This is a genomic window from Duganella violaceipulchra, assembly GCF_019166075.1.
GTDB classification, from domain to species: Bacteria; Pseudomonadota; Gammaproteobacteria; order Burkholderiales; family Burkholderiaceae_D; genus Rugamonas; species Rugamonas violaceipulchra.
This window is the reverse complement of record NZ_JAHTGR010000013.1, coordinates 23,066-47,171: the sequence shown is the minus strand read 5'-3', so window position 1 is coordinate 47,171 and position 24,106 is coordinate 23,066. Positions and strand designations below refer to the sequence as shown.

18 protein-coding genes and 1 pseudogene are annotated in these 24,106 nt (G+C 64.2%); 7 read left to right on the top strand and 12 right to left on the bottom strand.

Annotated elements, in window-relative coordinates; genetic code table 11:
* The first annotated feature begins 70 nt into the window (after window positions 1–70).
* A complete protein-coding gene (locus KVP70_RS34885; RefSeq protein WP_217944533.1) occupies window positions 71–1,810 on the top strand; it encodes a putative bifunctional diguanylate cyclase/phosphodiesterase in 1,740 nt (579 codons plus the stop codon).
* Here KVP70_RS34885 and KVP70_RS22530 read toward each other — a convergent pair.
* The 4 genes from KVP70_RS22530 to KVP70_RS22515 all read right to left on the bottom strand — a co-directional run bounded on the left by KVP70_RS22530 (window position 1,800) and on the right by KVP70_RS22515 (window position 7,016).
* Window positions 1,800–2,975 carry an esterase-like activity of phytase family protein gene (locus tag KVP70_RS22530; RefSeq protein ID WP_217944531.1) on the bottom strand — a complete coding sequence of 392 codons (1,176 nt, stop codon included), beginning with the start codon at window positions 2,973–2,975 and terminating at the stop codon, window positions 1,800–1,802. The two genes, KVP70_RS34885 and KVP70_RS22530, sit on opposite strands and share 11 nt — an antisense overlap.
* 43 nt (window positions 2,976–3,018) lie before the next feature.
* On the bottom strand, window positions 3,019–4,200 hold the full coding sequence (gene hmpA / locus KVP70_RS22525) for an NO-inducible flavohemoprotein (RefSeq protein WP_217944780.1): 1,182 nt from the start codon (window positions 4,198–4,200) through the stop codon (window positions 3,019–3,021).
* Between the two features lie 105 nt (window positions 4,201–4,305).
* Entirely contained in the window at window positions 4,306–6,576 is a 2,271-nt protein-coding gene (locus tag KVP70_RS22520; RefSeq protein ID WP_217944529.1) for a TonB-dependent receptor, read from the bottom strand.
* Window positions 6,577–6,659: 83 nt separating this feature from the next.
* On the bottom strand, window positions 6,660–7,016 hold the full coding sequence (locus tag KVP70_RS22515) for a DUF2946 domain-containing protein (protein WP_217944527.1): 357 nt from the start codon (window positions 7,014–7,016) through the stop codon (window positions 6,660–6,662).
* Window positions 7,017–7,104: 88 nt separating this feature from the next.
* On the opposite strand from KVP70_RS22515, the gene KVP70_RS22510 reads away from it, so the two are divergent.
* On the top strand, window positions 7,105–9,174 hold the full coding sequence (locus KVP70_RS22510; RefSeq protein WP_217944778.1) for a TonB-dependent receptor family protein: 2,070 nt from the start codon (window positions 7,105–7,107) through the stop codon (window positions 9,172–9,174).
* Here the strand turns inward: KVP70_RS22510 and KVP70_RS22505 are convergent, their stop codons facing one another.
* Window positions 9,175–9,441, bottom strand: coding sequence for a hypothetical protein (locus tag KVP70_RS22505; RefSeq protein WP_229225027.1), 267 nt, complete (start codon window positions 9,439–9,441; stop codon window positions 9,175–9,177).
* A gap of 160 nt (window positions 9,442–9,601) precedes the next feature.
* On the opposite strand from KVP70_RS22505, the pseudogene KVP70_RS22500 reads away from it, so the two are divergent.
* Window positions 9,602–10,871 (top strand): annotated as a pseudogene (locus tag KVP70_RS22500) (SulP family inorganic anion transporter).
* Here the strand turns inward: KVP70_RS22500 and KVP70_RS22495 are convergent.
* The 7 genes from KVP70_RS22495 to KVP70_RS22465 all read right to left on the bottom strand — a co-directional run bounded on the left by KVP70_RS22495 (window position 10,861) and on the right by KVP70_RS22465 (window position 20,069).
* The gene (locus KVP70_RS22495) at window positions 10,861–11,313 is read right to left on the bottom strand and encodes a DUF29 domain-containing protein (protein ID WP_217944525.1); all 453 of its coding nucleotides are present in this window, start codon (window positions 11,311–11,313) and stop codon (window positions 10,861–10,863) included. The pseudogene KVP70_RS22500 and the gene KVP70_RS22495 sit on opposite strands and share 11 nt — an antisense overlap.
* A 57-nt stretch (window positions 11,314–11,370) precedes the next feature.
* Complete coding sequence (locus KVP70_RS22490) at window positions 11,371–13,743, bottom strand: hypothetical protein (protein WP_217944524.1); 2,373 nt, start codon at window positions 13,741–13,743, stop codon at window positions 11,371–11,373.
* Window positions 13,740–14,471, bottom strand: coding sequence for a hypothetical protein (locus tag KVP70_RS22485; RefSeq protein WP_217944522.1), 732 nt, complete (start codon window positions 14,469–14,471; stop codon window positions 13,740–13,742). The genes KVP70_RS22490 and KVP70_RS22485 overlap by 4 nt, the downstream gene beginning before the upstream one ends.
* A 48-nt stretch (window positions 14,472–14,519) precedes the next feature.
* Complete coding sequence (locus KVP70_RS22480) at window positions 14,520–15,971, bottom strand: catalase (RefSeq protein ID WP_217944521.1); 1,452 nt, start codon at window positions 15,969–15,971, stop codon at window positions 14,520–14,522.
* Window positions 15,972–16,120: 149 nt separating this feature from the next.
* Window positions 16,121–16,645 carry an OmpA family protein gene (locus KVP70_RS22475; protein WP_217944520.1) on the bottom strand — a complete coding sequence of 175 codons (525 nt, stop codon included), beginning with the start codon at window positions 16,643–16,645 and terminating at the stop codon, window positions 16,121–16,123.
* 115 nt (window positions 16,646–16,760) lie between these two features.
* Window positions 16,761–18,932 carry a 3'-5' exonuclease gene (locus tag KVP70_RS22470; RefSeq protein WP_217944518.1) on the bottom strand — a complete coding sequence of 724 codons (2,172 nt, stop codon included), beginning with the start codon at window positions 18,930–18,932 and terminating at the stop codon, window positions 16,761–16,763.
* Entirely contained in the window at window positions 18,933–20,069 is a 1,137-nt protein-coding gene (locus KVP70_RS22465; protein WP_217944516.1) for a LacI family DNA-binding transcriptional regulator, read from the bottom strand.
* A gap of 192 nt (window positions 20,070–20,261) precedes the next feature.
* Here KVP70_RS22465 and KVP70_RS22460 point away from each other — a divergent pair, with 192 nt between their 5' ends.
* From KVP70_RS22460 to KVP70_RS22445, 4 genes are all read left to right on the top strand, one after another.
* On the top strand, window positions 20,262–21,512 hold the full coding sequence (locus KVP70_RS22460; protein ID WP_217944515.1) for an Hsp70 family protein: 1,251 nt from the start codon (window positions 20,262–20,264) through the stop codon (window positions 21,510–21,512).
* 15 nt (window positions 21,513–21,527) lie between these two features.
* Window positions 21,528–22,148, top strand: coding sequence for a 3'-5' exonuclease (locus KVP70_RS22455; protein WP_217944513.1), 621 nt, complete (start codon window positions 21,528–21,530; stop codon window positions 22,146–22,148).
* Window positions 22,149–22,203: 55 nt separating this feature from the next.
* Window positions 22,204–22,554, top strand: a complete 351-nt coding sequence (locus KVP70_RS22450) for a hypothetical protein (protein ID WP_217944511.1) — start codon at window positions 22,204–22,206, stop codon at window positions 22,552–22,554.
* A gap of 75 nt (window positions 22,555–22,629) precedes the next feature.
* A complete protein-coding gene (locus KVP70_RS22445) occupies window positions 22,630–24,102 on the top strand; it encodes a putative porin (protein WP_217944509.1) in 1,473 nt (490 codons plus the stop codon).
* Window positions 24,103–24,106 lie beyond the last annotated feature (4 nt).

Sequence of the window (24,106 nt, the reverse complement as noted above, 5' to 3'; positions counted from 1 at the left end):
TGGATCAATTATTTTCTTGATGAGGATCAGTAACCTTCGCTTATTCCATCTTTTGTAACTAAGGTTCTACATGTCACCTCCCCTGAGCGCGTACGCACCGGCGTATGTCGCCGATCCCGATCCCGATCCCGACGCGGCGCTGCGCCTGGCCGCCACTGTATTCGAAGCCGCTCAGGGCATGATGGTGACCGACGCGCACGGCCGCATCGTGCAAGTTAACCGGGCCTTTGTTCGCATCACCGGCTACAGCAGCGAGGAGGTGGTCGGTCAAACGCCGAGGCTATTGAGCTCCGGGCGGCATGTGCCGGATTTCTACACGGTGATGTGGACCGCCATCGCGCGCGACGGCATCTGGGAAGGGGAGATATGGAACCGCCGCAAGAACGGCGAGGTCTATCCTGAACATTTGAGCATCACCGCCGTGCGCGACAACGGCGGCGAGATCACCAACTACGTCGCCGCGCTGACCGACATCACGCTCAGCAAGGCAGCCAACGACGAAATCCGCAGCCTGGCGTTCTACGATCCGCTGACCCGTTTGCCCAACCGCCGCCTGCTGCTGGACCGCCTGCGCCAAGTGCTGGCAGCCAGTGGCCAGCATGACCACTACTGCGCGTTGATGTTTATCGACCTGGATAACTTCAAGATTCTGAACGACACGCTGGGCCACAACGTCGGCGACTTGCTGCTGTCGCAGGTGGCGGAGCGCTTGCAATCGAGCCTGCGCAAGGGCGACACCGTCGCGCGCCTGGGGGGCGACGAATTTGTGGTGCTGGTGGAGGGACTAAGCAGCGGTGCGTTGGAAGCTGCGGCCGAAGTCGAGTCGCTGGGAGCCAAGATACTGGCGGCGTTGAACCGGCCTTACGAATTGGGGACGCATCACTGCCGCAGCACGCCGAGCATCGGCGCGACCTTGTTCCACAACGGCGAGCCGCCACTTCCGGACGACTTGTTGAAGCAGGCCGATATCGCGATGTACCAGGCCAAGCAGGCCGGCCGCAACGGTATGCGCTTCTTCGACCGGCAGATGCAGGACCGCATCAGCGAACGCGCGCAAATGGAAAACGATCTGCGCCACGCGATCGAACGCGATCAATTCGTGTTGCACTACCAGGTGCAGGTCGACCAGCACGGCAAGGCACGCGGCGCCGAGGCGCTGATACGCTGGATACGCGGCGATGGCACGACGGTGTCGCCGGCCAGCTTTATTCCGCTAGCGGAGGAGACCGGGCTGATACTGTCGATCGGCCGTTGGGTGCTGGAGACGGCGTGTGCGCAGCTCGCGGCATGGCAAACGGCGCCGCGGATGGCGCAGCTGGTCCTGGCGATCAACGTCAGCGCGCAGCAATTCCATCAGCCGGATTTTGGTGCGGAGGTGCGCGCCGCCGTAGAGCGGCATGGTATCGATCCACGCTCGCTGAAGCTGGAACTGACCGAGGGTGTGCTGCTGGATAAGATCGAGGAAACCATCGCCTGCATGCAGGAGCTGAAGGCGATCGGCGTGCGTTTTTCGCTGGACGATTTCGGCACCGGCTACTCGTCGCTGCAATATCTGAAGCGCCTGCCTTTGAGTCAACTGAAGATAGACCAGTCCTTCGTGCGCGACCTGGCCAGCGACAGCAACGACCAGGTCATCGTGCGGACCATCATCGCGATGGCGCGCAGCCTGCAATTGGACGTGATCGCGGAAGGCGTCGAGACCATGGCGCAGCGCGTGCTGCTGGAGGAACTGGGTTGCCGACGTTATCAGGGTTATCTGTACAGCCGTCCCGTGCCGGAAGCGGCGCTGGGCGCCCTGGTCACGGAATGACTTCGAACAGCAAGAGCTGGATAACCTGGTTCTTGCCGAAGTTATCATCGGAGATCAGCACCAGGCTGGCGTGGCCGTTGGCCAGCCGCGGTCCGAAAGACATGCCTTCCAGGTTGTCCACGGTGGGCAGGTTCAACTGGTTGACATCGAGTACCAGGCGCTTTTGCGCCAGCCGATACGATGCGCCCTGCAGCGCCGGCAGATGCGCGATGTCGGACGCGTCGGCCGTGTCGACCTCGAACAGGCGCACGTAGTCCTTGTACTTGCCGTCCGCGCCCTGCACCCCGGAGCGCTCCATCGCCAGCAGCCGGGTGTCGCTCAGTGCGACGATTTCGGAGACGCCGTTGTCGGCGAATTTGCCCTTGCCCGGCGCGGCTGGAATGGCGCTGAGCGCATAGGCGTACTGCCCGAGCACCTTGCCGTCGCGGCCGAACCGGGTGAGGCGGTTGACCGCGCCATGTTCGGGCGTCGGCGCGTCGCTGTCCTGGTACATCGGGCCTTCCATCGACACCCAGAACGTGTGTCCGTCCGGTGCGAAGCTCATGCCTTCGAAACTGAGGTTGTTGCGCGGTCCGGTGGTGTGGTTGGCCGTGACGCTGAAAACCGGCGGCAGCGGCAGCGTGGCGAGAAAGCGGCCGTCCCGGCTTGCATGGCGCACGAAGGGATCGAGGCCGAGGGCGACATCGCCTTCGCTGGCATACCAGATGCTGCCGTCGTGCGGATCGACGCGGATGGTTTCGAGGTCCGGCACGACGCCGCCGCGTATCGCGTATTCTTCCTTGGAGGGGTAGGTGCTGCCGTCCGGTTGAAGCAGGAACGATACGCCGGTCAGCTCGACCGACTTGAACGTGTGTTCGTCGTAGGCCAGGCGCGCGCGGTAGTAGCGGGCAGGGTTGTTGGCCGAGCGGTCGTCGCTGATGATCACCCATTCGTCGGTGGCGGCGTCGTAGTCGATGCCGGACAGGCCGCCGACCATGGTGCCCTGGAACTGCTGGCGCCACGGCAGGCGTTGTTCGCCGATGAAGCGCAGACCCGCTATGGAGACGGGCGGGGTTTGGGTCGCAGTCAGCGGAGCGCAGGCGGTCAGCAGCAACGAGCAGGCGACCAGTGGTGCGACTAGCGATGCGGCAAGGCGCCGCATCGGTGTCGGTTTTTTCTTGTCCATGCCCGCAGTATATCGCGGGCATGGAGCTTCCTTCAATAACTCTTCAGGCCAGGGCTTCGGCAGGACCGAAGAACTCGTAGTAGGTTTGCGCTTGCGGCACGCCCAGCGCCAGCAGGTGCGACTTGATCGCCTTCATGAACGGCGTGGGGCCGAGGAAGTAGGCTTCAATGTCGCGCGTCTGCGGCAGCCATGCGTTGAGGCGCTGCTGGTCGATATAGCCGGTGGCGTGCGGCTGAGGGCCGCTGTCGTTGGCCGCCTCGTAGCAGTAGAAGCGTTGCAGTTGTGGGTGCTGCGCCGCCAGCGTGTCGATATGCTCGCGGAAGGCGTGAACGCTGGCGTTGCGGGCCGCGTGGATGAAGTGGATCGGGCGTCCGGTGTCCAGCGCCGCCGTCAGCATCGCCAGGGTCGGCGTGATGCCGACGCCGCCGCTGATCAGCACCAGCGGCTTGTCGCTGTCGGCCAGCGTGAAGTCGCCCGACGGCGGCACCAGTTTCAGGCTGTCGCCAACGTTGACATGGTCGTGCAGGAAGTTGGACACCGCGCCGCCCGGCTCGCGCTTGACGCTGATGCGGTAGCTGCTGCCGTTGCTGGCGGCGGACAGCGAGTATTGACGCCGTTGTTCTGCGCCGTTCACGTCGATCAGCAGGCCGATATACTGGCCTGGCACATGGGCCACCACCTTGCCGCCGTCGGCCGGCTGCATGACGAAGGAGGTGACTTCGTCGCTTTCGACGGTCTTCGAGACCACCTTGAATTCGCGGGCGCCGCTCCAGCCGCCTTCCGCCGCCTCGTTCTTCTCGTAGACGCTTTGTTCCGCGCCGGCCAGGATGTCGGCCAGTTGGCCGTAGGCCGCGCCCCAAGCGTCGATGACGGCATCGGTGGCGACATCGGCGCCCAGCACTTCGCGGATCGCCTTCAGCAGCGATGCGCCGACCATCGGATAGTGTTCGCGCTGGATTTGCAGCGATACGTGCTTGTTGACGATGGTCGATACCAGCGGACCCAGTTGCTCCAGCCGGTCGATATTCTTCGCGTACATCAGCACCGCATTGGCCAGCGCGCGTTGCTGGTTGCCGTCTGCCTGGTTGGCCTGGTTGAAGATCGGCTTCACCTGCGGGAAGTCGCGGAACAGCGTCAGGTAGAAGTGACGGGTCAGGGCTTCGCCGCCTTGTTCCAGGATAGGGACGGTGGCGCTGATGATGGCTTTTTGTTCGGTGCTGAGCATTTTGCGGTCCATGTGTGGTTTCGATGTAAAGAAGTATATCACATGAATGTTTAAATGGCTGAGCAGGCGCAATCGGAAAAACGATTGCGCCTGCGGTGGCCTGGCTTAGAGATCGAACTTCAATTCAGCCACGTAGGTCCGCTGCGGATACGGGTGGAAGTTCCAGTACTTGTAGTTGTTGAGGTTATCGATGCCGATCGCGGCGCTCCACTGGCGGTTGATGCGGTAGCGCGCCCGCACGTCGGTCGTGAAGTATTTGCTGCCGCCCATGTAGGCGAAACCGTTGACGTCCGTGTTGTCGAGCGTCGAATACTGGCTGCCGCTGTAGCGCGCGGCCAGCGTCAGCGAGAGCTGGTCGTTCACGGCGTAGGTGGCCACGCCGGTGGCGCGCCATTCCGGAATGCGCGGCTGCCACTTGCCCACGCTGGCGGGGAACTTGTCGTTGCGGGCGATCTTCGAATCGGTCCAGGTGACGCTGGAGCTCAGCGCCAGTCCGCGCGCCCACACGTCGTCCGCCGAGTAGGCCGCTTCCAGTCCCTTGGTGTTGATGCGGTCGATGTTCTGGATGGTGTTGACGTTCGATCCCGCCAGCACGTTGGTCTGCGAGTACAGCGCATCCTTGGTTCGCTCGCCGAAAGCGGTCAGGCGCAACAGACCGTTGGCCAGCCTGCGTTCCGCCGTCAGTTCGGTGGTCCACGATTTTTCCGGCTTCAGGTTCGGATCGTTGTTGATCAAGTCACCGGCGGCGTTGATGCCGCCCTGGTAAAGCTCGGACACGGTGGGCATGCGCACGGCGCGGCCCAGCGAGGCTTTCAGTACCCAGTCGTCGCTGGCCTGGTATGCCAGCGCGGCTTTTGGCGACAGGTAGTTCTCGTTGCGTTCCGGGTGCCGCGCCGTCACGCTGCGGTTGGAGGTGGCGCCGTCATGGGCGCTCCAACGCTCGTAGCGCATGCCCAGCACCGTCTTCCAGCGGGGCGCGAACTTCCAGCTGTCCTGCGCGAACAGGCTGTTGGTTTCGGTCTTGCCGGTGAAGGATACATTGCGGTCGCCGGGCGCGCCATCTATCCAGTTGCTGGCGGCGTTCTCGATGCTGGACAATTTATACGCTTCGCGCTGATAGCCGAATTCCGCCACGTGCGCCGGGTTCGGACGCCATACGCCCCTGGCGGACAAGGTGTTCCAGCCGGTGCCGCCCTGGTTGACGATGCGGCCGGCGCCACCGGCCAGTGCGGCCGGCATCTCGACGGTGGCGGCGCGCAGCTGGTCCTTGTCGTAGTCGTACAGGCTGGCCGCGACTTCCCAGTCGAATACGCCCCTGGTGTGGGACTTGACGGTCAGGCCGTGCATCAGGTGCTGGATATTTTCGTTCGACAGGTTGAAATCCGTCGGCGCCAGCGTGTAGCTGCGGCCGGCAATGTTGACCGCGCCGCTGTAGACCGGGCGTCCCGCTGCATCGCGCAGATAGCTTTCCGGACGTCCTTCGGAGTCGTTGCGCCATACGCCGAAGGTGTAGCTGGCGCGCAGCGTCGGCGAGATGTCGTAGGCCAGCTTGCCTTTGAACTGGTCCTGCACCGTGTGGTACTGGGTGGCGGTGCCGAGGATGAACCAGTCCTTGTTGTTGCGGTCCAGGCCCGCGACCGCGCCGGTGACCGGGATGCCGGCGCTGCCTGGCTTGCCGACGCTGGGCGCCCTGGTCGGGAAGGTCAGCGGCTGGCCCTCGCTGCCGGTGCGATTGACGTCCACAAACCACGACCAGCCGCCCTGGCGGTCGCCCAGCGAGATGCTGGCTTGCTTGCCCTGGTAACTGGTGCTGGTGCTATACAGCTCGAAGGGCTGGTGCGTCAGCGTCAGTTTGGCGTGGGCTTCGAATTTGGTCGGCATGCGGGTCACGTAATCGACCACTGCGCCCACCGAGTTGCCGCCGTAGGCTGCGGAGAAGGGACCATACAGCACATCGACGCGTTCGATCTGCTCCGGGCTGACCATGCCCCAGCGCGGCGCGAAGCTGGCGCCGTTGCCGAGGTAGTTGGACAGCAGGATGCCGTCGGCGTACACCATCGAGCGCGCGCTGTTGCCGGTGCCGGAGGCGCGCGTGGACAGCACGGCGTGATTGTAGTCGCCGATGTAGCGCTTGCGCACCAGCAGGCTGGGAAGGTATTTCAACGCGTCTTCGGCGTCGGTGGCGTTGATGGTGCGTTCGATTTCGGCCTGGGTGATGCCTTCGATCGTGGTCGGGATCTGGGTCGGCAGCGACGTCGGACGGTTGCCGGTGATGATCACGGTGCCCAGTTGATGAAGGGGCGCGTCCTGCGCGCAGGCGAAGGTGGAGAAGGCGGCAAGCAGCGCCAGCGCCAGTGGAGACATGGTCGGTTTCATGGTGTTCCTGATGTTGGGATGATGTCCGCCGCCTGCGCGCACACGGGAGGTGCGCGGCGGGCGGCAGCGGGTACGGCGGACGATCAGGAACGGGCGGGCGGTCCGCGCGGGTTGGCGGCGCTCCAGCTATGCAGGGGCCTTGGTGCGCTGTAGAACAGCGGCGGGTAGTAGTCATGGCCGCCGATGACGGCGAAACTGGCCATGGCCTGCGGCAGCAGCGCGAAACTGCCGCCGTGCGTGACGCAATACGGACAGTGTTCCATCGCGTGCTCGACCGGGGCAGGGGACTTCTTGATGTTGTCGACCGAGCAGATCTCGGCGTAGCCATACGGCGAGGCCGGCGTCAGCGCACGCGAAACCGTCGGGGCAAGCGCACTGAACAGGACGGCCAGCATGGCGATCCAGATGTGCAGCGTTCGACGTTTCGCAAGTTTGAACATGGCGGTAATTATAACAAATCCTCACACTTACATTTGAGAATGAGAAGTGTTATCATTTGCGCCGTTGATACACCACCGCACCCACACCATGTCGCTGACCACCATCCCGTTCAAACCCACCCTGATCGCCGTTGCCGCTTCCTTGCTGGCCATGCCCACCCATGCGCAGGAGGCCGCCGCGCCGATCGAGTCTATCCAGGTGGCAGGCAGCTGGCTGGGTTCGGGTTTGCAGAACAGCGTCAAGAACTTCGCCGGCGCCCGCACCGTGCTGAAGAAGGAAGACATCGACAACAGCGGCGCCGCCGACATCGGCGATGTGATGCGCCGCATTCCGGGCGTGCAGTCGACCGACAACTCCGGCACCGCCGGCAGCGCCATCTCGCTCAACATCGGTGTGCGCGGGCTGACGGGGCGCTACTCGCCGCGCTCGACTGTGTTGTTGGACGGGATACCGCTGGCGGTGGCGCCGTACGGCCAGCCGCAGCTGTCGTTCGCGCCGGTCAGCCTGAACAATATCGAATCGATCGACGTGGTGCGTGGCGGTGGCGCGGTGCGCTACGGTCCGCAGAACGTCGGCGGCATCATCAACTTCCGCAGCCGTTCGATTCCGGATGCGCCGGGCGTCAGTGGCGACGCGTCGTTCCGCTACAACGACTTCAACAACGGCGGCCAGAACCGCCAGTACAGCGCCTTCGTCGGCAGCCAGCAGGAGGGCGGGCTGGGCGTGGCGGTGCTGTATTCGGGCATGGCCGGCTCCGAGTGGCGCGCGGGCAGCGATGAGAAGGTCAACGACCTGGCGCTGAAGTTCCGCTACCCGCTCAATCCGCATAGCGAGCTGAACGCCAAGCTGTCCTACTACGAAGTCAATTCGCGCACGCCGGGCGGGCTGACGGTGGCGCAGTACGACGCCGATCCGTTCCAGAACACGCGGCCCACCGACTACTGGAGCGGCGACCGCCGCAGCGCCGATGTCGGCTACCTGAACACTTTGTCGGCCACGCAGGAATTCGAGGTCAAGGCTTACTACAGCGACAGCTTCCGCCAAAGCGCGTTGATCAACGCGGCCAAGACGCAGCTGACCAGGCAGCCGCGCAACTATGAAGTGCTGGGCATCGAGCCTCGCTACACACAGCGCTTCGCCACCGGCGGCCTGACGCACGACGTCACGGCGGGCTACCGCTACCTGCGCGAGCGGGGCGACGACAACAGCTATATCCAGACCGTGAAGACGGGCATCAATGGCGCGACGACCACCTTCGCCAACAGCACCGATGCGCATGCCGTGTATGTCGACGACCGCATCGCGCTGGGCGCATGGCGCATCACGCCCGGCTTGCGCTACGAGCACATCAAGTCGGAGCGCAAGGACGTGAGCGCGAAGTCGGTCTTCGAGAGCGACAACAACAAGGCCCTGCCGTCGCTCAATGTGGCCTACCTGTTGAACCGCGCGCTGACCGTGTTCGCCAACTACACGACGTCGTTCGGGCCGGTGCAGAATACCCAGCTCAACTCGCAGACGCCGAGCTATCCCTTGAAGCCGGAACTGGCCAGGACGGCCGAACTGGGGGCGCGCTGGAAGACTGGCGCGGTCAACGCCGAAATCACCGCCTTCAAGCTCAAGTTCGACAACCAGATCCTGCAAGTGCCGGGCACGACGCCCGCTGTGTTCCGCAACCTGGGCGCGACCAACCACGACGGCATCGAGACGGCTGCCGACTATACCTTCGCCGAGGGTGGCGCCCTGGCCGGTCTGAACGTCTACGCGAACTACACCTACACCAAGGCGATCCAGGATTCGGGCGACACGGCGGGACTGGACGTGCCGTTCTACTCGCGCAACACCGACACGCTGGGCGCGCGCTACCGGGTCGGCGCATGGACGGCCAATCTGTCGACCACGCATCAAAGCAAGCAGTATTCGGACACGGCCAACACCGTGCCGGAAGCGGCGAACGGCAGCAACGGCATCGTGCCGGGCTTCCGTCTGTGGAATGCGCAGTTAAGTTGGAAGATGCCGGGCAAGCCGGGCTATGAAGTCATGGCCGGCATCAACAACATCGCCGACAAGCGCTACTACACCCGCAACGTCGACGGCAACGCCGGCCGCATGGTGGGTACGCCGCGCATGGCATATGTCCAGTTGCGCGCCAGCTTCTGATTAATGCAGCACCCGTGGTGCGGGTTGCATGCTGAAGCCGGTGTAGTTCATACGTAATGCAGGGGAGACGGCTTCGGCCTGGTCCAGTTTGCGCTGGACTAACTTATGCCACGCGCTCGCCCAGCGGGCCGCCAGTTGGGACTCTTCCGCCGAACGCGCATACAGCGTTCGCTCCACGGCGATTTTCTGTCTTTGCAGGGCGTAGGTGGCAGATATCAGAGTTGTCATGGTGGCGGTGACGCTGGCTAGGGTTGAATAGTATGCCATGCCATTCTGCCCCGCTCGCCGACGATTGAATGTGCGCCATTTCACCCATAACGACGAGAAATCAGATATGGACGTGTAAAATGCGCCCTCTGTTGCATTTTCGCAGCACTTATAGTCTTATTTTCTTTCCATGTGGACAACTAATCTTGCCAGAAACGCGATGGCGGGCTTGACCACGTCGTTCGCGCTGGTGCCGGAGTGCATCGCTTTCGCCCTGGTCGCGCAGCTCAATCCGCTGGTCGGCTTGTACGGGGCTTTTTTCATTTGCACGATCACGGCGGTGTTCGGTGGACGTCCCGGCATGATTTCATCCGGTGATGCTGGGCTTCGTCAATGGCCTGGCGATCGTGATCGCCTGGTCGCAATTGCAGCACTTTAAGATTGGCGGGCAGTGGATGCACGGTGATGCGCTGGTGTGGATGTGCGGCCTGGTGGCGCTGACCATGTTGATCGTCTACCTGCTGCCGCGCTTGACCAGGGCGGTGCCGCCGGCGCTGGTCGCCATCGTCGGTGTGGGGGTGGTGGCGCAGCTGTTGCATCTGCCGGCGCGCACCTTGGGCAATATGGCGCATATCGCCGGTGGCCTGCCAGCCTGGCAAATCCCGGTCGTGCTGATGACGGTGGAAACCCTGCGCATCGTGCTGCCATATGCCGTGCTGATGGCGATGGTCGGCCTGCTGGAAACCCTGCTCACCCTTAACCTGACCGATGAAATCACGGAGACGCGCGGCCTGCCGGACTGCGAATGCGTGGCGCTGGGCGCGGCCAATATGGTGTCCGGCCTGTTCGGCGGCATGGGCGGCTGCGCGATGATCGGCCAGACCATGATCAACCTGAGTTCCGGCGGCCGTACGCGGGTGTCCGGCGCCGTCGCCGGCATAATGATTTTACTGTTTATATTGTTTCTGTCTCCGCTGATCGAGCGCATTCCGCTGGCGGCGCTGGTCGGTGTGATGTTCGTGGTGGCGCAGCAGACCTTTGCCTGGGGTTCATTGCGGGTGCTGGGCAAGGTGCCGCGTCATGACGCCTTGCTGATCGTGCTGGTCACCGCCATCACCGTGGCGACCGATCTGGCGGTGGCTGTGCTGTGCGGGATCATCATCGCGGCGCTCAGCTTCGCCTGGCGTCATGCGCGCGACATACGCGCCGACGTCGCCCTGGGCGCCGAAGGTATCCGTCGCTATACCCCGCATGGCACCTTGTTCTTCGCTTCGGTCGCGCACTTCAATGATTTGTTCAACGTGCAGGACGATCCGCAAACGGTGGTGCTGGATTGCCGCCATCTGCGGCTGGTCGATCATTCGGCGGTGGTGGCGGTGTCCACGCTGCACGAGCGCTATGCCAAGGCGGGCAAGGTCTTGCAGGTCCAGCACCTGTCGCAACGGTGTGAGCAATTGCTGCACCGCGTAGGTGTTGCGGTTACGGCGTGAAATTCTGATCAAGTATCTGCTCGACGGAAAACGGGCTTCTCGTAGGAAAGACATTGGCAGGCAGACCGGTTTCGGCCGATGCCAATTTGACGGCGATTGGGTAGGCCTGCTGCACGTACTCTGGAAGTGATGTACGCAAGCTCGGGCTGTCTCCCAGTAGCAGTGCCAAACGTTCGCGTTGTTCAATCAATGTGGCGCGCCACTTGTTCTGCGGATGCTCAGGCTGGTATCGGCATTTGAGCAGGTGCATGACCAGCACGCGCAAGCGATTCTTTAGCGCTCTTATTTCTCTCTTCTTCATATCGTCGAGCTCCGCGACCATGTTTCCGATGTCCAACTCGGAGAACCTGCGATCCAGCAGCAGTTGGATTTGTGCGTCTATCCACAGCGCCAGATCGTCGTCGTAGCTCGGGTGTTTGCGGGATTGGACCAGGGTTTGCATGGCGCGCCTCCAGATTCGTCAGGCTAATCCTATGCCTGTTCCCGCGTTTGATCCCACTCAATAGAAATACAGTGTCTTGCGTGCCCACTCGTTGTTCTTGTAGCGCTTGTGCAGCAGCGTGAAGGCGCTCTTCGACAACACCTTGGAGTCGGCGTCCAGGCAGCCGCCGCGCGTCGATTGCACCGTCACGTACAGCAGCCACGGCAGTTCCGGGTCGTTGGGCACGGCGGTGGCGCGCTGCATGACGAAGTCGCCGAAGTAGCCGGTGGCGGTCTTCATGCGGGACAGCTGCGCCAGCTCCTGGTCGCGAGCGGCGGCGTTGCCGAGCTCCGGCATCGGCGGCGAGTGTTCGGCTTCGGTGTTCTCGCCATAGCTATCGCCCGCCTTGGCCGGCACCTTGCACCACATGTCGGCCAGGGTGTCGTCCGGCGCACGCGCGGCGATGTCGGCGCTGGAGTAGCTGTACATCGGCGACAGGCCGTACTTCAAGGCGTTCACCAGCATCCAGGAATGGTGCTCAGGCGTGCCCGCCAGCTTGCGGTACTTCTGCATTACCGCAGTCAGTGCCGGCGCGTTCTGCTCGATCTCCAAAGCGGCGGCCAGCGCTGCTTCGTCCTGGCCCAGCAGGTCGGCGCGCATCCAGCTGGAGACGGCGATTTGCACGCGCAAGGCCTTGGGCAGCTTCGGATTCGCGGCCAGCGCGGACAGGTCTGCGGTGGACAGGCCGCTGTTGAGCCAGCGGATGCCGTCGGCTGCGATGTCCACGCGGGCTGGCACCGCGCCGGCTTCCTCGCTGGCCTTGACCAGTTCGCCGGTGTCGGGATCGAGGTCGCGGCTTGATGCGCGCAGCAGATAATTGGCGGCGTCCGCCGGCGACGATGCCACGGCAAAGCGCTCCTGCAGGAACTGATTGCGCACGCTGGTCGAGTTGTTGGTGGACAGAGCGGTGCCGGTCAACACGCCGTCTGCAATCGCGCGGGCCTTGTCGGCCTGCTTGCTCAAGCGGTAGTGGCGGGTCAGCGCGTATCGCATGGTCAGGTATTCGGGTGTGTTGGCCGGCGTTTGCAGCGCGGCCTTCTCCAGCTCCGGCGACATCTTCTCGGACAGTAGGACGGCCGCCAGCAGCCAAACGCGCGCTTGCGCCTTGTTGCCTTCCTTGGCGTAGCGGTTCCACAGCGTGACCGCGTGCGCGCGTTCGACTACGCATCCGGGCTTGGCCTGGTATTCCTGGCATTGCTGGATGGTCTGCATCCAATCGATAAAGCCTGCGCTGCCGCGCAAGGCGGCGCGGGCGTCGGCTTGTTCGGCGACCGGCGCTTGCAGCAGGTCGTTGGCCAGCACGCGCCAGTCACCCAAATGATCGTCCAGGTAGGGATTGGCGCGCGGGTCCTCCAGCAGTTTGCTCAGCTCCGCGAAGCGCAGCGATGGCGTCAGCCGCACCTGCATGCTGCGCACGATGGCGCGGCTGGCCTCATGTAGCGACGCCAGCTCAGGATTGGCGAGAATGTGATCGGCGCTGGCCTGGATGCCGGCCAGCTTCTTCTGCGCTGCCGCCAAACGCGCCGCAGCGGCGGCCGGACCTTCGCGCCGGGCGTCCAGCCGCTCCTGCCAGATCGCCTGTTCCGGATTCGGCCCCGGCACAAACACGGCGGCGCGCGCCTGCGAGCGCAGGCTCAGATACTCGCCCCACTGGCGCAGCGGATGCTTGTCGGTGACGCCGATTCGGGCGAACAGGCTGCCGCTCAGCGTGTAGTTTTCGCCGTAGAAGGCTGCCGACGCCAGTTGATACTGCTGCATCTGGCGCCAGTACAGCGCTTCCGTGGCCGGCAGTTCGACCGGCGCCGGGATCACGCGCTTGGTCCCGTCGAAACGATTGCGCTGCGCTTCCACGTCGTCGCCGCAGAATTTGAAGACCTGGCGCTGCGTCGTCACCCACGCGTTCAGGCGGGTCGGCGTGGCGTCGCTGCGGCGGGCCAGGTCGTTCAGTGTGGCGGTGGCGAAGGTGTAGCTGCCCAGTGGGCAAGTCAGAAAGCCATTGGCCAGGCTGTCGTCGTCCTTGGGCGCGACCGGCGCCTGCTTCAACGCGTTATTGATGGCTGCCTGCCAGGCGCCATAGACCTTCTTGCCCTCGGCCGCATCGACCCAGCCGCCATTGCGGCTGCCGATGGCGCGCAGCAGGCCGCCCTGCGGATTCGGCGCCGTCTTCAAGCCATCGACGCCGAGCAGCACGCTGCGCCAGGCGGTGTACATGTACATCCGTTCGTAGCTCGGCATCACGATGCCCAGCTCACCGGCCTGATAGCGGTTCAATGCGATATCGGGGCCGCTGCGATTGACGTAGGAATCCCACGCGCCGCCGCCGCTGGCGTCGGCGTTGGCGCAGGCCAGCAGCGCCGCAGCGATGGTAAGTGGACGAAGTAGTGTGATCATGGAGAGCTCCTTGAAAGCGGCGACAGGTCCGCGCCGGCGCGCTTCCACGCGTGGCGGTCGAACCAATAAGTTTTACGATAGCGGGCCGCGACTTGCGGCGTGAACGGTTCCTGCGGCGAGAATCCTGCGCTGCCCGCGCGGCAGCTGGCGTGCAGCGTGGCGGGCGATTGTTCGACGATGTCGCGCATGCTGGCGCTGTCCCGGCCCATGCGGAAGAACATTGGCACCACCTCGTCGGCGGCCAGTCCGTCCAGCCAGGCCGGCGAGCGGCACCACCACGCCAGCGCGGTCACACTCAGTTTGATCTGCGGTGACAGCGCGCCACGCAGCTGCTTGACCAGCAAGCGATAGAATTCGCGCTGCGAGGGCTTGGCCTCCATATCCAGCTGCACCCAGCCGGAGGTGCTGTCTGCCGCCGCATCGAGCAGCGCCCGCACGATCATCGCGCGGCTAGCTTCAATATCCCGCGGCGGATTGACGGTGCTCACTTCCACGTGCAGCACCGGTGTGACGCGCGTGGCGGCCGGCATCGCGGGCTGGCGCATGCGCGGACGGGTGCGGGCGGTGTCGCCGCTCAGCAGGATATGGCGGTGCAGGACCGCCGCTTCAGGCTGCGACCATGCTGGCAACAGGGCCTCGTCCCACAGCCAGGCGACGGCCTGCGCGCGGGCGGCGCAGTGGCAGAGCAGCAGGGCGCACATGGCCAGGCGGAGTAGAAAGGAGGGCATCGGAAAACGGGACGACAAGAAGCCCCATTTTACCGATGTTTACTATTTTTACAAGATTGATTGTGTGCTTTCAAGCGCCTGGATCGCCGCCGCCACGCCCGCGCCGTAGGCCGGATCGGCCTGGCTACAGTTGTGAATGTGACGTTCCTGCACCGGCTTCGACACGCCGTGGATGGCGCGCGCCGTGTTCTCGAACAGCAGCTGCTTCTTCTCGGCCGTCAGCAGGCGAAACAGATTGCCCGGCTGCGAGTAGTAGTCGGTGTCGACGCGATGATCCCAGTGGCCGGCCGCACCTTCCAGCGACAGCGGCGGTTCGGCGAACTGCGACTGCTGCGCCCATTCGCCGCGGCTGTTCGGCTCATACGAGGTGGCGGCGCCGTGATTGCCGTCGGTGCGCATGGCGCCGTCGCGGTGGAAGCTGTGGAACGGGCACTTGGGCGCGTTGACCGGAATCGCGTGATGGTTCACGCCGAGGCGGTAACGGGCCGCGTCGCCATACGAGAACAGGCGCGATTGCAGCATCTTGTCCGGCGAGAAGCTGATGCCGGGGACCACGTTGGCCGGCGAGAAGGCCGACTGCTCGACCTCCGCAAAATAGTTCTCGGGATTGCGGTTCAGTTCCAGCACGCCGACATCGACCAGCGGATAGTCCTTGTGCGGCCAGATCTTGGTCAGGTCGAATGGGTTGTACGGCACTTTGGAGGCGTCGGCTTCCGGCATGATCTGCACCGCCAGTTTCCAGCGCGGGAAGGCCTTGTTTTCGATGGCGTCGAACAGGTCGCGCTGCGAGCTTTCGCGGTCGCGGCCAACCACCTCGCTGGCTTCGGCGTCGCTGAAATTGGCGATGCCCTGCTGACAGATAAAGTGGAACTTGACCCAGAAGCGCTCATTGCCAGGGCTGATGAAGCTGAAGGTGTGGCTGCCGAAGCCGTGCATGTTGCGGTAGCCCTTGGGGATGCCGCGGTCGCTCATGACGATGGTGATCTGATGCAGGGCTTCCGGCAGCAGGGTCCAGAAGTCCCAGTTGTTTTCGGCGCTGCGCATATTGGTCTTCGGATCGCGCTTGACGGCGTGGTTCAGGTCCGGGAACTTGAGCGGATCGCGGAAGAAGAACACCGGCGTGTTGTTGCCGACCACGTCCCAGTTGCCTTGCTCGGTGTAGAACTTGACGGCGAAGCCGCGGATGTCGCGTTCCGCATCGGCTGCGCCGCGTTCGCCGGCCACGGTGGAGAAGCGCATGAAGATATCGGTCTTCTTGCCGACTTCGGAGAACAACGCCGCGCGGGTGTATTTGCTGATGTCGTGGGTGACGGTGAAGGTGCCGAAGGCGCCGGAGCCTTTGGCGTGCATGCGCCGTTCCGGGATCACCTCGCGCGCGAAGTGGGCCAGCTTTTCCAGGTGCCACACGTCCTGCAGCAGGACCGGGCCGTGGGGGCCTGCGGTCTGGGTGTTCTGGTTGTCGACGACCGGCGCGCCGGCTGCGGTGGTGAGGTTTTTCATGTAGCGTCCTTGGGCAGTGTGAGTTGAACGGAAACTTCCAGCATAACGAACACCTTGCGCTTACACAGCTCTCTTTCGGGAGAGCCCAAAACAAAAACGCCCGGCTGTTGAGCCGGGCGCTTGAGCTTACCACATACTGCTGTGGCTAATTACTTGCTTGGGTAGACGATGTCTGCGCGACGGTTTTGTGCGCGGGCTGCGTCGTCGCTGCCGGTGGCTTTTTCTTTGCCGTAGCTGATGGCTTCCATCTGGCTGTCTTTCACGCCTTGTACTTTCAGGGCGGTGATCACGGCTTGAGCGCGCTTCTGGCCCAGGGCCAGGTTGTACTCTGCGCCGCCGCGTTCATCGGTGTTGCCTTCGACTTTGATCGAGACGTTAGGATTGGCCGACAGGAACTTGCCGTGATCGGCAACCAGGGCGCTGAATTCAGGCTTGACGGTGTACTTGTCGAAGTCGAAGAAAACGCTGCGGTTTTTGTAGATCGAGCTGTTTGGGTCCAGGTAGGCCGGCAGGGAAACTGCGACTGGCGCGGTGACTGGCGCCGGAGCGGGTGCCGGTGCAGCTTTGACTGGCGCTGGAGCCGGTGCTGGGGCGACGACTGGGGCTGGGGTGCTGCAAGCGCTCAGAACAGCCAGTGCGCAGGCTGCCAGCAAGAATTTTTGTTGTGCTTTCATGGAAATGCTCCCGAAATGGTTCAGTTTTTTTGGACGTGCATGGGGTGTGAGGCTTGGACACCAGCCGCGACCGACATTATATAAGGGTTTCCCTCAGAAAAATTAACTTGCTGCACTATTTTTTTATCCAGGGCGCGAACGGGCCCAGATCCTTGCCCGCCTCGACAAACCAGGCCCGGCGGGCGATGTCGAATTGCGCGCCCAGCGCCTTGACCTGGTCCTTCTCGTGGTAGGTGGCCGTCAGGTACTGGCGCGCTCCAGTGGCGGAAGCTGCGGCCGGCCTGGCCTGGTTGCGGGCGATGGCGGCATCGGCGGCGGCGGCCGACTTGGGCAGGCGCATTTGCGCCAGGAAGCCGCTGCGCAGCGCGGCGTCGGTGGGGGAGAGCAGCGTCAGGCGCGCGCGGGCGCGGGTGGCGGCGACGTAGAACAGGTTTTCCTCCTCGGCCCTGGGCTGCAGCGGATGCGGGAATTCGTCCGCTTGCAGGAAAGGCAGGATCACGTGGTCGAACTCCTTGCCCTTGGCGTTGGCCACGCATTCGATCAGCACCGCCTTGCGTTCGCGCTTGCGGCGCACGAAGGCTTCGCGCGCGTTGAGCGCGGCCCAGAACTCGGCCAGCGTCTGGCCGGAGGCGGCCGCCGCTTCCAGCAGGCCGGCCACGGATTTGTTGACCACGCCCGCTTCGTAGGGACGCACGAAGATGCGGCGCGCCGTCGCCACCAGCTTCACGCGCTCGCACACCTCGGCCAGCACGGCCGCCGCCGGCGTGGCCGGATCGACGCCGGACAGCCAGGCGATGGTGTCGATGACGGCCTTCTTGGTGGCCTGGCTGGCGATGTCGCCGTAGTTCGGTTCATCGCCGTCGCGCCGTTCGTCTTCGATCAGGAACAACTCGCCCAGCAGCGCCGGGTCCTTGATGATCTGGGCCTTGAAGTTGTCCATGCGGCGCGCCGTAAAGCGCATCTCGCTGAAGGCGGTCATGGCGTCGACGATGGCGCTGCGCACCTGCTCCGTCTTGACGGCGCCGAAGTCCTTGAGCGCGATCGCCAGCAGGCCGCGCAGGAACAGGATCTCGTCGCGCTGCAGGTAGCCGGCCATGGCGGGCGTGCGGTAGTCGATGTCGGCTTCGATCAGCGCGTTCTCGATGGCCATCGATTGATGGCGGTCGCGTATCAGGATGGCGCAGCCGTCGAGCGGATGGCCGTCGGCCTTCCACTGCTGGATCGCGGCGACGGCCTGCTGCGCGCAGCCGGCGTTGTTGTCGTAGTGCGCGTGGCGGATCTGCGTGTGCAGCGGCAGGCTCGATTCCACCGCCTTCTGCTTGAACTCCGCCATGGCGTAGGCCAGGTGCGGGCCGTGGCGGTAGCTGTAGGTCAGCGGATAGCGCACCAGCTTTGGATAGTTCTGGGCGAAGCGGCGGTTCAGGTATTCGTCGCTGGCGCCCAGTTTGGCGTGGATCACCTGGTCCTTGTCGCCGGCGCCGACGAAGAAGCATTGCGGCTTGGCGATCAGCGCGTCGAGGATCTGGAACGCCGCTTCGTTCAGGTCGTGCAGCTCGTCGCACAGCACCAGCCGGTAGTCGGGGAAGTGCTCGGCCAGGCGCGCGCCCGCTTCCAGGTTGCTGGCCAGGTCGTAGGTGGCGTCGAACGGGCCGCGGAACACCGCGCCGGCGCCGCCGTCCAGGCGCAGGGTTTCGTATTCCACCGTGGTCAGGTAGTCGGTCAGCGGCACGCCCATGGTCTCGGCGACTTCCTCGATGCCCAGGTATTCGACGTCGGCGGCCAGCGCCATCGTCGCCTTCAGTTGCAGCTGCACGTCGAGGAACTGGGCCAGCGCGATGCTGTGGGTTTGCAGGTTCAGGTCTTCCAGGCGGCCGGCATAGCGTTCGCTCACGCGGTCGATCGCGGCCAGCGCAAAGTCCTTCAGCTGGCGCGCCTCGGCGCACTGGCGCAGGTCGTCGCCGTCGATGCGGTCCAGTTGCAGGCCGGCGAAGTCCTCGAAGGTCAGCACGGCGACCCGGCTCGCCAGTGCGTGCGGCACGCCCACGTCGAGCAGGCGCTGGCGCATGACGTCGCGCGCCTCCGGCGTGAAGGTCAGCGCCAGGATCTGTTCCGGCGCCAGTTTGCGCGCCAGCGCCTCGCCGATGCGGATCGCCAGCGTGGTGGTCTTGGCGGCGCCGGCGTTGGCGTCCACCAGCACCACCTTGTTCTGCGCCAGCTGAATGGCGGTCTGCTCGGGAGTCGGGATCAGGCCTTGCGGGGTGAAGCGGGGAGGATTGGCATCGTTCATTTACTGCATTATAGCGGCCGGCACGCGGATGCCGGTGGCCGATGCCGTCGTCGCGGACGGCGCGGCCGGCTTCGGCCGCAGGCGCGCGGTGGCGCCTTCGATGAACTGGGCGCTGAATACGCGCCGTTCCACCTGGGATTCGCGGCTGTCGATGACGGTGCACAGCAGGCTGGCCGCCGCGCTGGCCATCTTGGGCATGGGCTGGCGCAGCGTGGTCAGGTTGTAGCTCAGCCAGTTGGACGGCTCGACCGCGTCGAAGCCGGCCACCGACAGCTGGCCCGGCACGTCAATGCCCAGTTCGTGGCGGGCGCAATCGAGGCAGCCGATGGCCATGACGTCGCTGCCGCAGATGATGGCGTCGGGGACGCCGCCCATCTGTGCGATCAGCGCCTTCAGGCCGGTGGCGCCACTTTTATAGTCGTACTCGCCCGGCACCACGACCGGCGGCGGCAGGCCCAGTTCGGCCAGGCGTTCGCAGGCGCCGCGATGACGCTCGCTGGCGACGCTGGAATCGGCGCTGCCGCCGATGATGCCGAAACGGCGGTGGCCGGCGGCGGCCAGCCGCGACACCAGCATGCGGCCCGCTTCCAGATGGTCGCAGGTGACGGTGTTGACCGACTGGTGGCGCAAGGTGCGGTTGAACAGCACCAGCGGCATGTGGCGGCGCTCGAATTCGGCGATGTGTTCGTTCGACAGGCGGGCGGCGGCGATCACGCCGTCGACCTGGAATTGCCAGACGTCGGCCAGCACGCGCTCGACATCGGACTCGCGCGCCAGCGGGAACAGCAGCACGCGCTTGCCCAGCGTGGTCAGTTGCTGGCTTAGTTCGGCCAGCAGTTCCGGGTAGTAGAGGTTGGCCTGGTTGGTGATCAGCACCGCGACCATATTGGAGCGGCGCGTGATCAGGCTGCGCGCGGCGGCGTTGGGGATGTAGTCCAGCAGCGCGGCGGCCTTCATCACCCGGGCGTGGGTGGACTTGGATACGCTGGCGCCGGGCTTGAAGCAGCGCGACACCGCCGATTGCGACACGCCAGCCACCAGCGCCACGTCATACGAGGTGACGCGGCGGGCTTCGCGGGCAATGCTGGCTTTGTGTTCGGTCGCGCAGACTTCGATTGTCGGCTTGGATGTGGTCATCGTCTCGTTACGTGCGTGGTGTTGCTTGCATCTTCGTTAGTTAAACGAGCATAATCAAAAACTTACCCAATGGCAATAATAATCGATTTTCTTTCAAGAAATATTGGGCCGGGTGTGGTCCCGCTGCAATTTTTCCTGAAAGACGGGGTTTTCTGATAAGATAACGCCCCTTTATTCACGTGAAGGGTCGACATGGCCATTGCTTGCGGCGTCGATTTTGGCACGTCAAATTCCACGGTGGGCTGGGTGCGTCCCGGACACCCGGTGATGTTGGGACTGGAAGACGGCAAGACCACCTTGCCGTCGGTGGTTTTCTTCAACGCCGAGGACGAAGAAGTTACCTTCGGACGTGCAGCGCTGGCCGAATATCTGGCCGGCTACGAGGGGCGCCTGATGCGCTCCATGAAGAGTTTGCTCGGGACCAGTCTGATCGACGGTCAGACCGAGGTGGGTGGCCGCGCGCTGCCATTCCGTGCGCTGCTGGCGCAATTCATCGGTGAAGTGAAGCGCCGCGCCGAACAGTCGGCCGGGCGCCAGTTCACGTCGGCCGTGTTCGGCCGTCCCGTCCATTTCATCGACGACAGCAAGGAAAACGACCAGCTGGCCGAGGATACCCTGGCCGAAGTGGCCCGTTCGGTCGGCTTCAAGGACATCGCCTTCCAGTTCGAGCCGATCGCCGCGGCCTTCGACTACGAGTCGCAGATCACGCGCGAAGAGCTGGTGCTGATCGCCGACATCGGCGGCGGCACCTCGGACTTTTCGCTGGTGCGCCTGTCGCCCGAGCGCGCCAACAAGAGCGAGCGCCGCGACGACATCCTGGCCAACGGCGGCGTGCACATCGGCGGTACCGACTTCGATAAATACCTGAGCCTGTCTTCCGTGATGCCGTTGCTGGGCTACGGCAGCCGCCTGCGCAACAACAGCGAGGTGCCGTCCAGCTACTTCTTCAACCTGGCGACCTGGCATACCATCAACCAGGCCTACACCAAGAAGATGTGGACCCAGCTGTCCGACCTGCTGCGCGATTCGGCCGAGCAGGAGAAGCTGGGCCGCCTGCAAAAGCTGATCGACCAGCGCGCCGGCCACTGGCTGGCGATGAAGGCGGAGGAGGGTAAGATCGCCCTGTCCGACGCCGTCAAGGTGCAACTGGAGTTGGACCGCCTGTCGCCGCCGGTGACCCTGGAGCTGGACCGCGCGCAGTTCGACGACGCCATCGGCCACCTGGTCGGCTCGGTCGAGAACACCGTGCTCAGCCTGTTGCGCGACGCCGGCGTGGCGCCTGCCGATGTGGATACGGTATTCTTCACCGGCGGCTCCAGCGGCGTGCGCATGCTGCGCGAGCGCATCGGTGCGTTGGTGCCGTCGGCCCGCAAGGTCGAAGGCGACCTGTTCGGTAGTATCGGCGCCGGCCTGGCGCTGGATGCCGTGCGCAAGTTCGGCTAAATAAAAAGGAACACCATGCTCGACCAACCCATCGTCATGCTCGACTTCGAGACCACCGGCCTGTCGCCCGATATGGGCGACCGCATCACCGAGGTGGCGGCGTTGCGCATCGTCGGCGGCAAGGTGGTCGAGCGTTATGTCACGCTGATTAACTGCAATGTGCGGATACCGTCTTTCATCACCGGCCTGACCGGCATCACGCAGGCCATGGTCGACGGCGCGCCGCCGGTGTCGCAGGTGGTGCCGGAGCTGCTGGACTTTATCGGCAGCGATGCGCTGTCCGCCCACAACGCCAGCTTCGACGATAAATTCCTGCGCGCCGAGGCGGCCCGGCTGGGCCTGACGCCCGGCTACCAATCGCTGGTGTGCTCGCTGAAATTGTCGCGCCGCGTGTTCCCCAAGTTGTCGAGCTACAAGTTGGGCAATCTGTCGGGCGAGCTGGGCATCCGTTTCAAGAGCGCTGCCCACCGGGCCGAGTCCGATGCGGAAGTGGCGGCCGAGGTGCTGATCCACATCGGCAAGCACATCGGTTCGACCTACGGCATCGCCGGTGTCGATCCCGCCTTGCTGGTGGCGATCAACAAGCTGGCGGCCGCCAAAGTGCACCAATTCCTCGAAAAACAAAAAGGTCGCTGAAAACCGGTAGCTCGCATTACAATACCGGCACTGATGGTCCGATAGTTGGTATTTTGTGAATATACGCCGCAACTTCTTGTATGTGCTGCTGTCGCTACTGCTGGTGTTCTCCCAGCAGATGGGGTACTCGCACGCGCTGTCGCACGCTACGGCCGCGACCGGTGTGGTGCAGGCCGCCGCGCAGCAGGACGACGATGCGGGCAGCGGTATCACCAAGCTGGGGCTGGATCACAATTGCGCGCAATGCCTGGCGTTTGCGCAGCTCGCCTCCGCCGCTGGCACCCATTTCTATTCCTTCCCGCTGGCTGCCAATACGTCGGTCGCCGTCACCCACACGCCGGCGCCGCTCGATTGCCGGCGCACCGTCTGCGGCTTCCGATCGCGAGCGCCGCCCGTCCTGTCCTGATCGCACACCCTTGATCCGTCACCGCTGCCGTTCGTGCAGAGGTGCGGCTTATCGTAGCTATCTACAGGATTTGACATGTTGAAACACAAAGTGATGATGGCCGCCTTGAGCGTGGCCGTGGCGTCCCCGCAGGCCTATGCCGCAGATAAAAAAGAACAGAAGGAACTGGCGGAAATCCGCGCCGAGATCCGCCAGATGAAGGAAGCCTACGAGGCGCGCTTGCAGGCGATGGAGCAGCGCTTGCAACAGGCGCAAGCCGACAATGCCGCCGCCAGGGCGCAGATCGCGGCGATCGGTGCGGGGGCGCCGGCAGCCCAGGTTTCAGCCTCGGCCGCGCCCGCCGCGCCGGTGGCCGCCTACGTCGAAACACCGGCAGCGCCTGCCAGCGCGGCGCCGACCGGCAGCGCCAATCCGGCCAGCAACCTGTTCAACCCGAACATCTCGATGATCCTCGGCGGCACGCTGCAAAACCTGAAGCAGGACCCGAGCCAATATCGTTTGCAAGGCTTCGCGCCGAGCGGCGGCGAGCTTGGTCCCGGCAAGCGCGGCTTCAACCTGGGCGAATCCGAGCTGACCATGGCGGCCAATATCGACCCGCAGTTCGCCGGCCAACTGACCTTCTCGCTGAGTGGCGAGAACGAGGTCAGCGTTGAAGAAGCGTATGTGCAGACGCGCGGCATGGAGAACGGACTGAACATCAAGGCCGGCCGCTTCCTGTCAGCGATCGGCTACCTGAACGGGCAGCATGCCCACACCTGGGACTTCGTCGATGCGCCGCTGGCCTATCAAGCCTTCCTCGGCGGCCAGTACAAGCCGGACGGCGTGCAAGCCAAGTGGCTGGCGCCGCTCGACCAGTTCCTGGAAGTCGGCATGGAGGCCGGCAACGGCACTGCCTTCCCAGGCAACGACCGCAACAAGAACGGCGCCGGCGCCGTCAGCGTGTTCGCCCACCTCGGCGACGATATCGGCAACTCGTCCAGCTACCGCGCGGGGGTGTCCTATCTGCACACCGGCGCCGAACAGCGCGCCTACCAGGACCAGGGCCTGACCAACAGCTTCAGCGGCAAGTCGAATATGTGGATCGCCGACGCCATCTACAAATGGGCGCCGAACGGCAACCCGACCAACACCAACTTCAAGCTGCAGGGCGAGTACTTCCGCCGCAAGGAAAGCGGCATGCTGAACTACGCGGTCGAGACCGACGCGGCGGCCAGCGGCGACTACCGCAGCGTGCAGTCGGGCTGGTACCTGCAGGGCGTCTACCAGTTCATGCCGACCTGGCGCGCCGGCCTGCGCTACGACCGGCTGTCGTCCGGCTCGCAGCGCATCGGCCTGATCGACAGCGGCGCGCTGGCCTGGGCCAACCTGCCCATCCTCGAAGCCTACAACCCGTCGCGCAGCAGTTTCATGATCGACTACAGTCCGTCCGAATTCTCGCGCCTGCGCCTGCAACTGGCGCGCGACCAGTCCCGTCCGGGTGTCACCGACAACCAGATTTTCCTTCAATACATCATGAGCCTGGGCACGCACGCTGCCCACTCGTTCTAAAGGA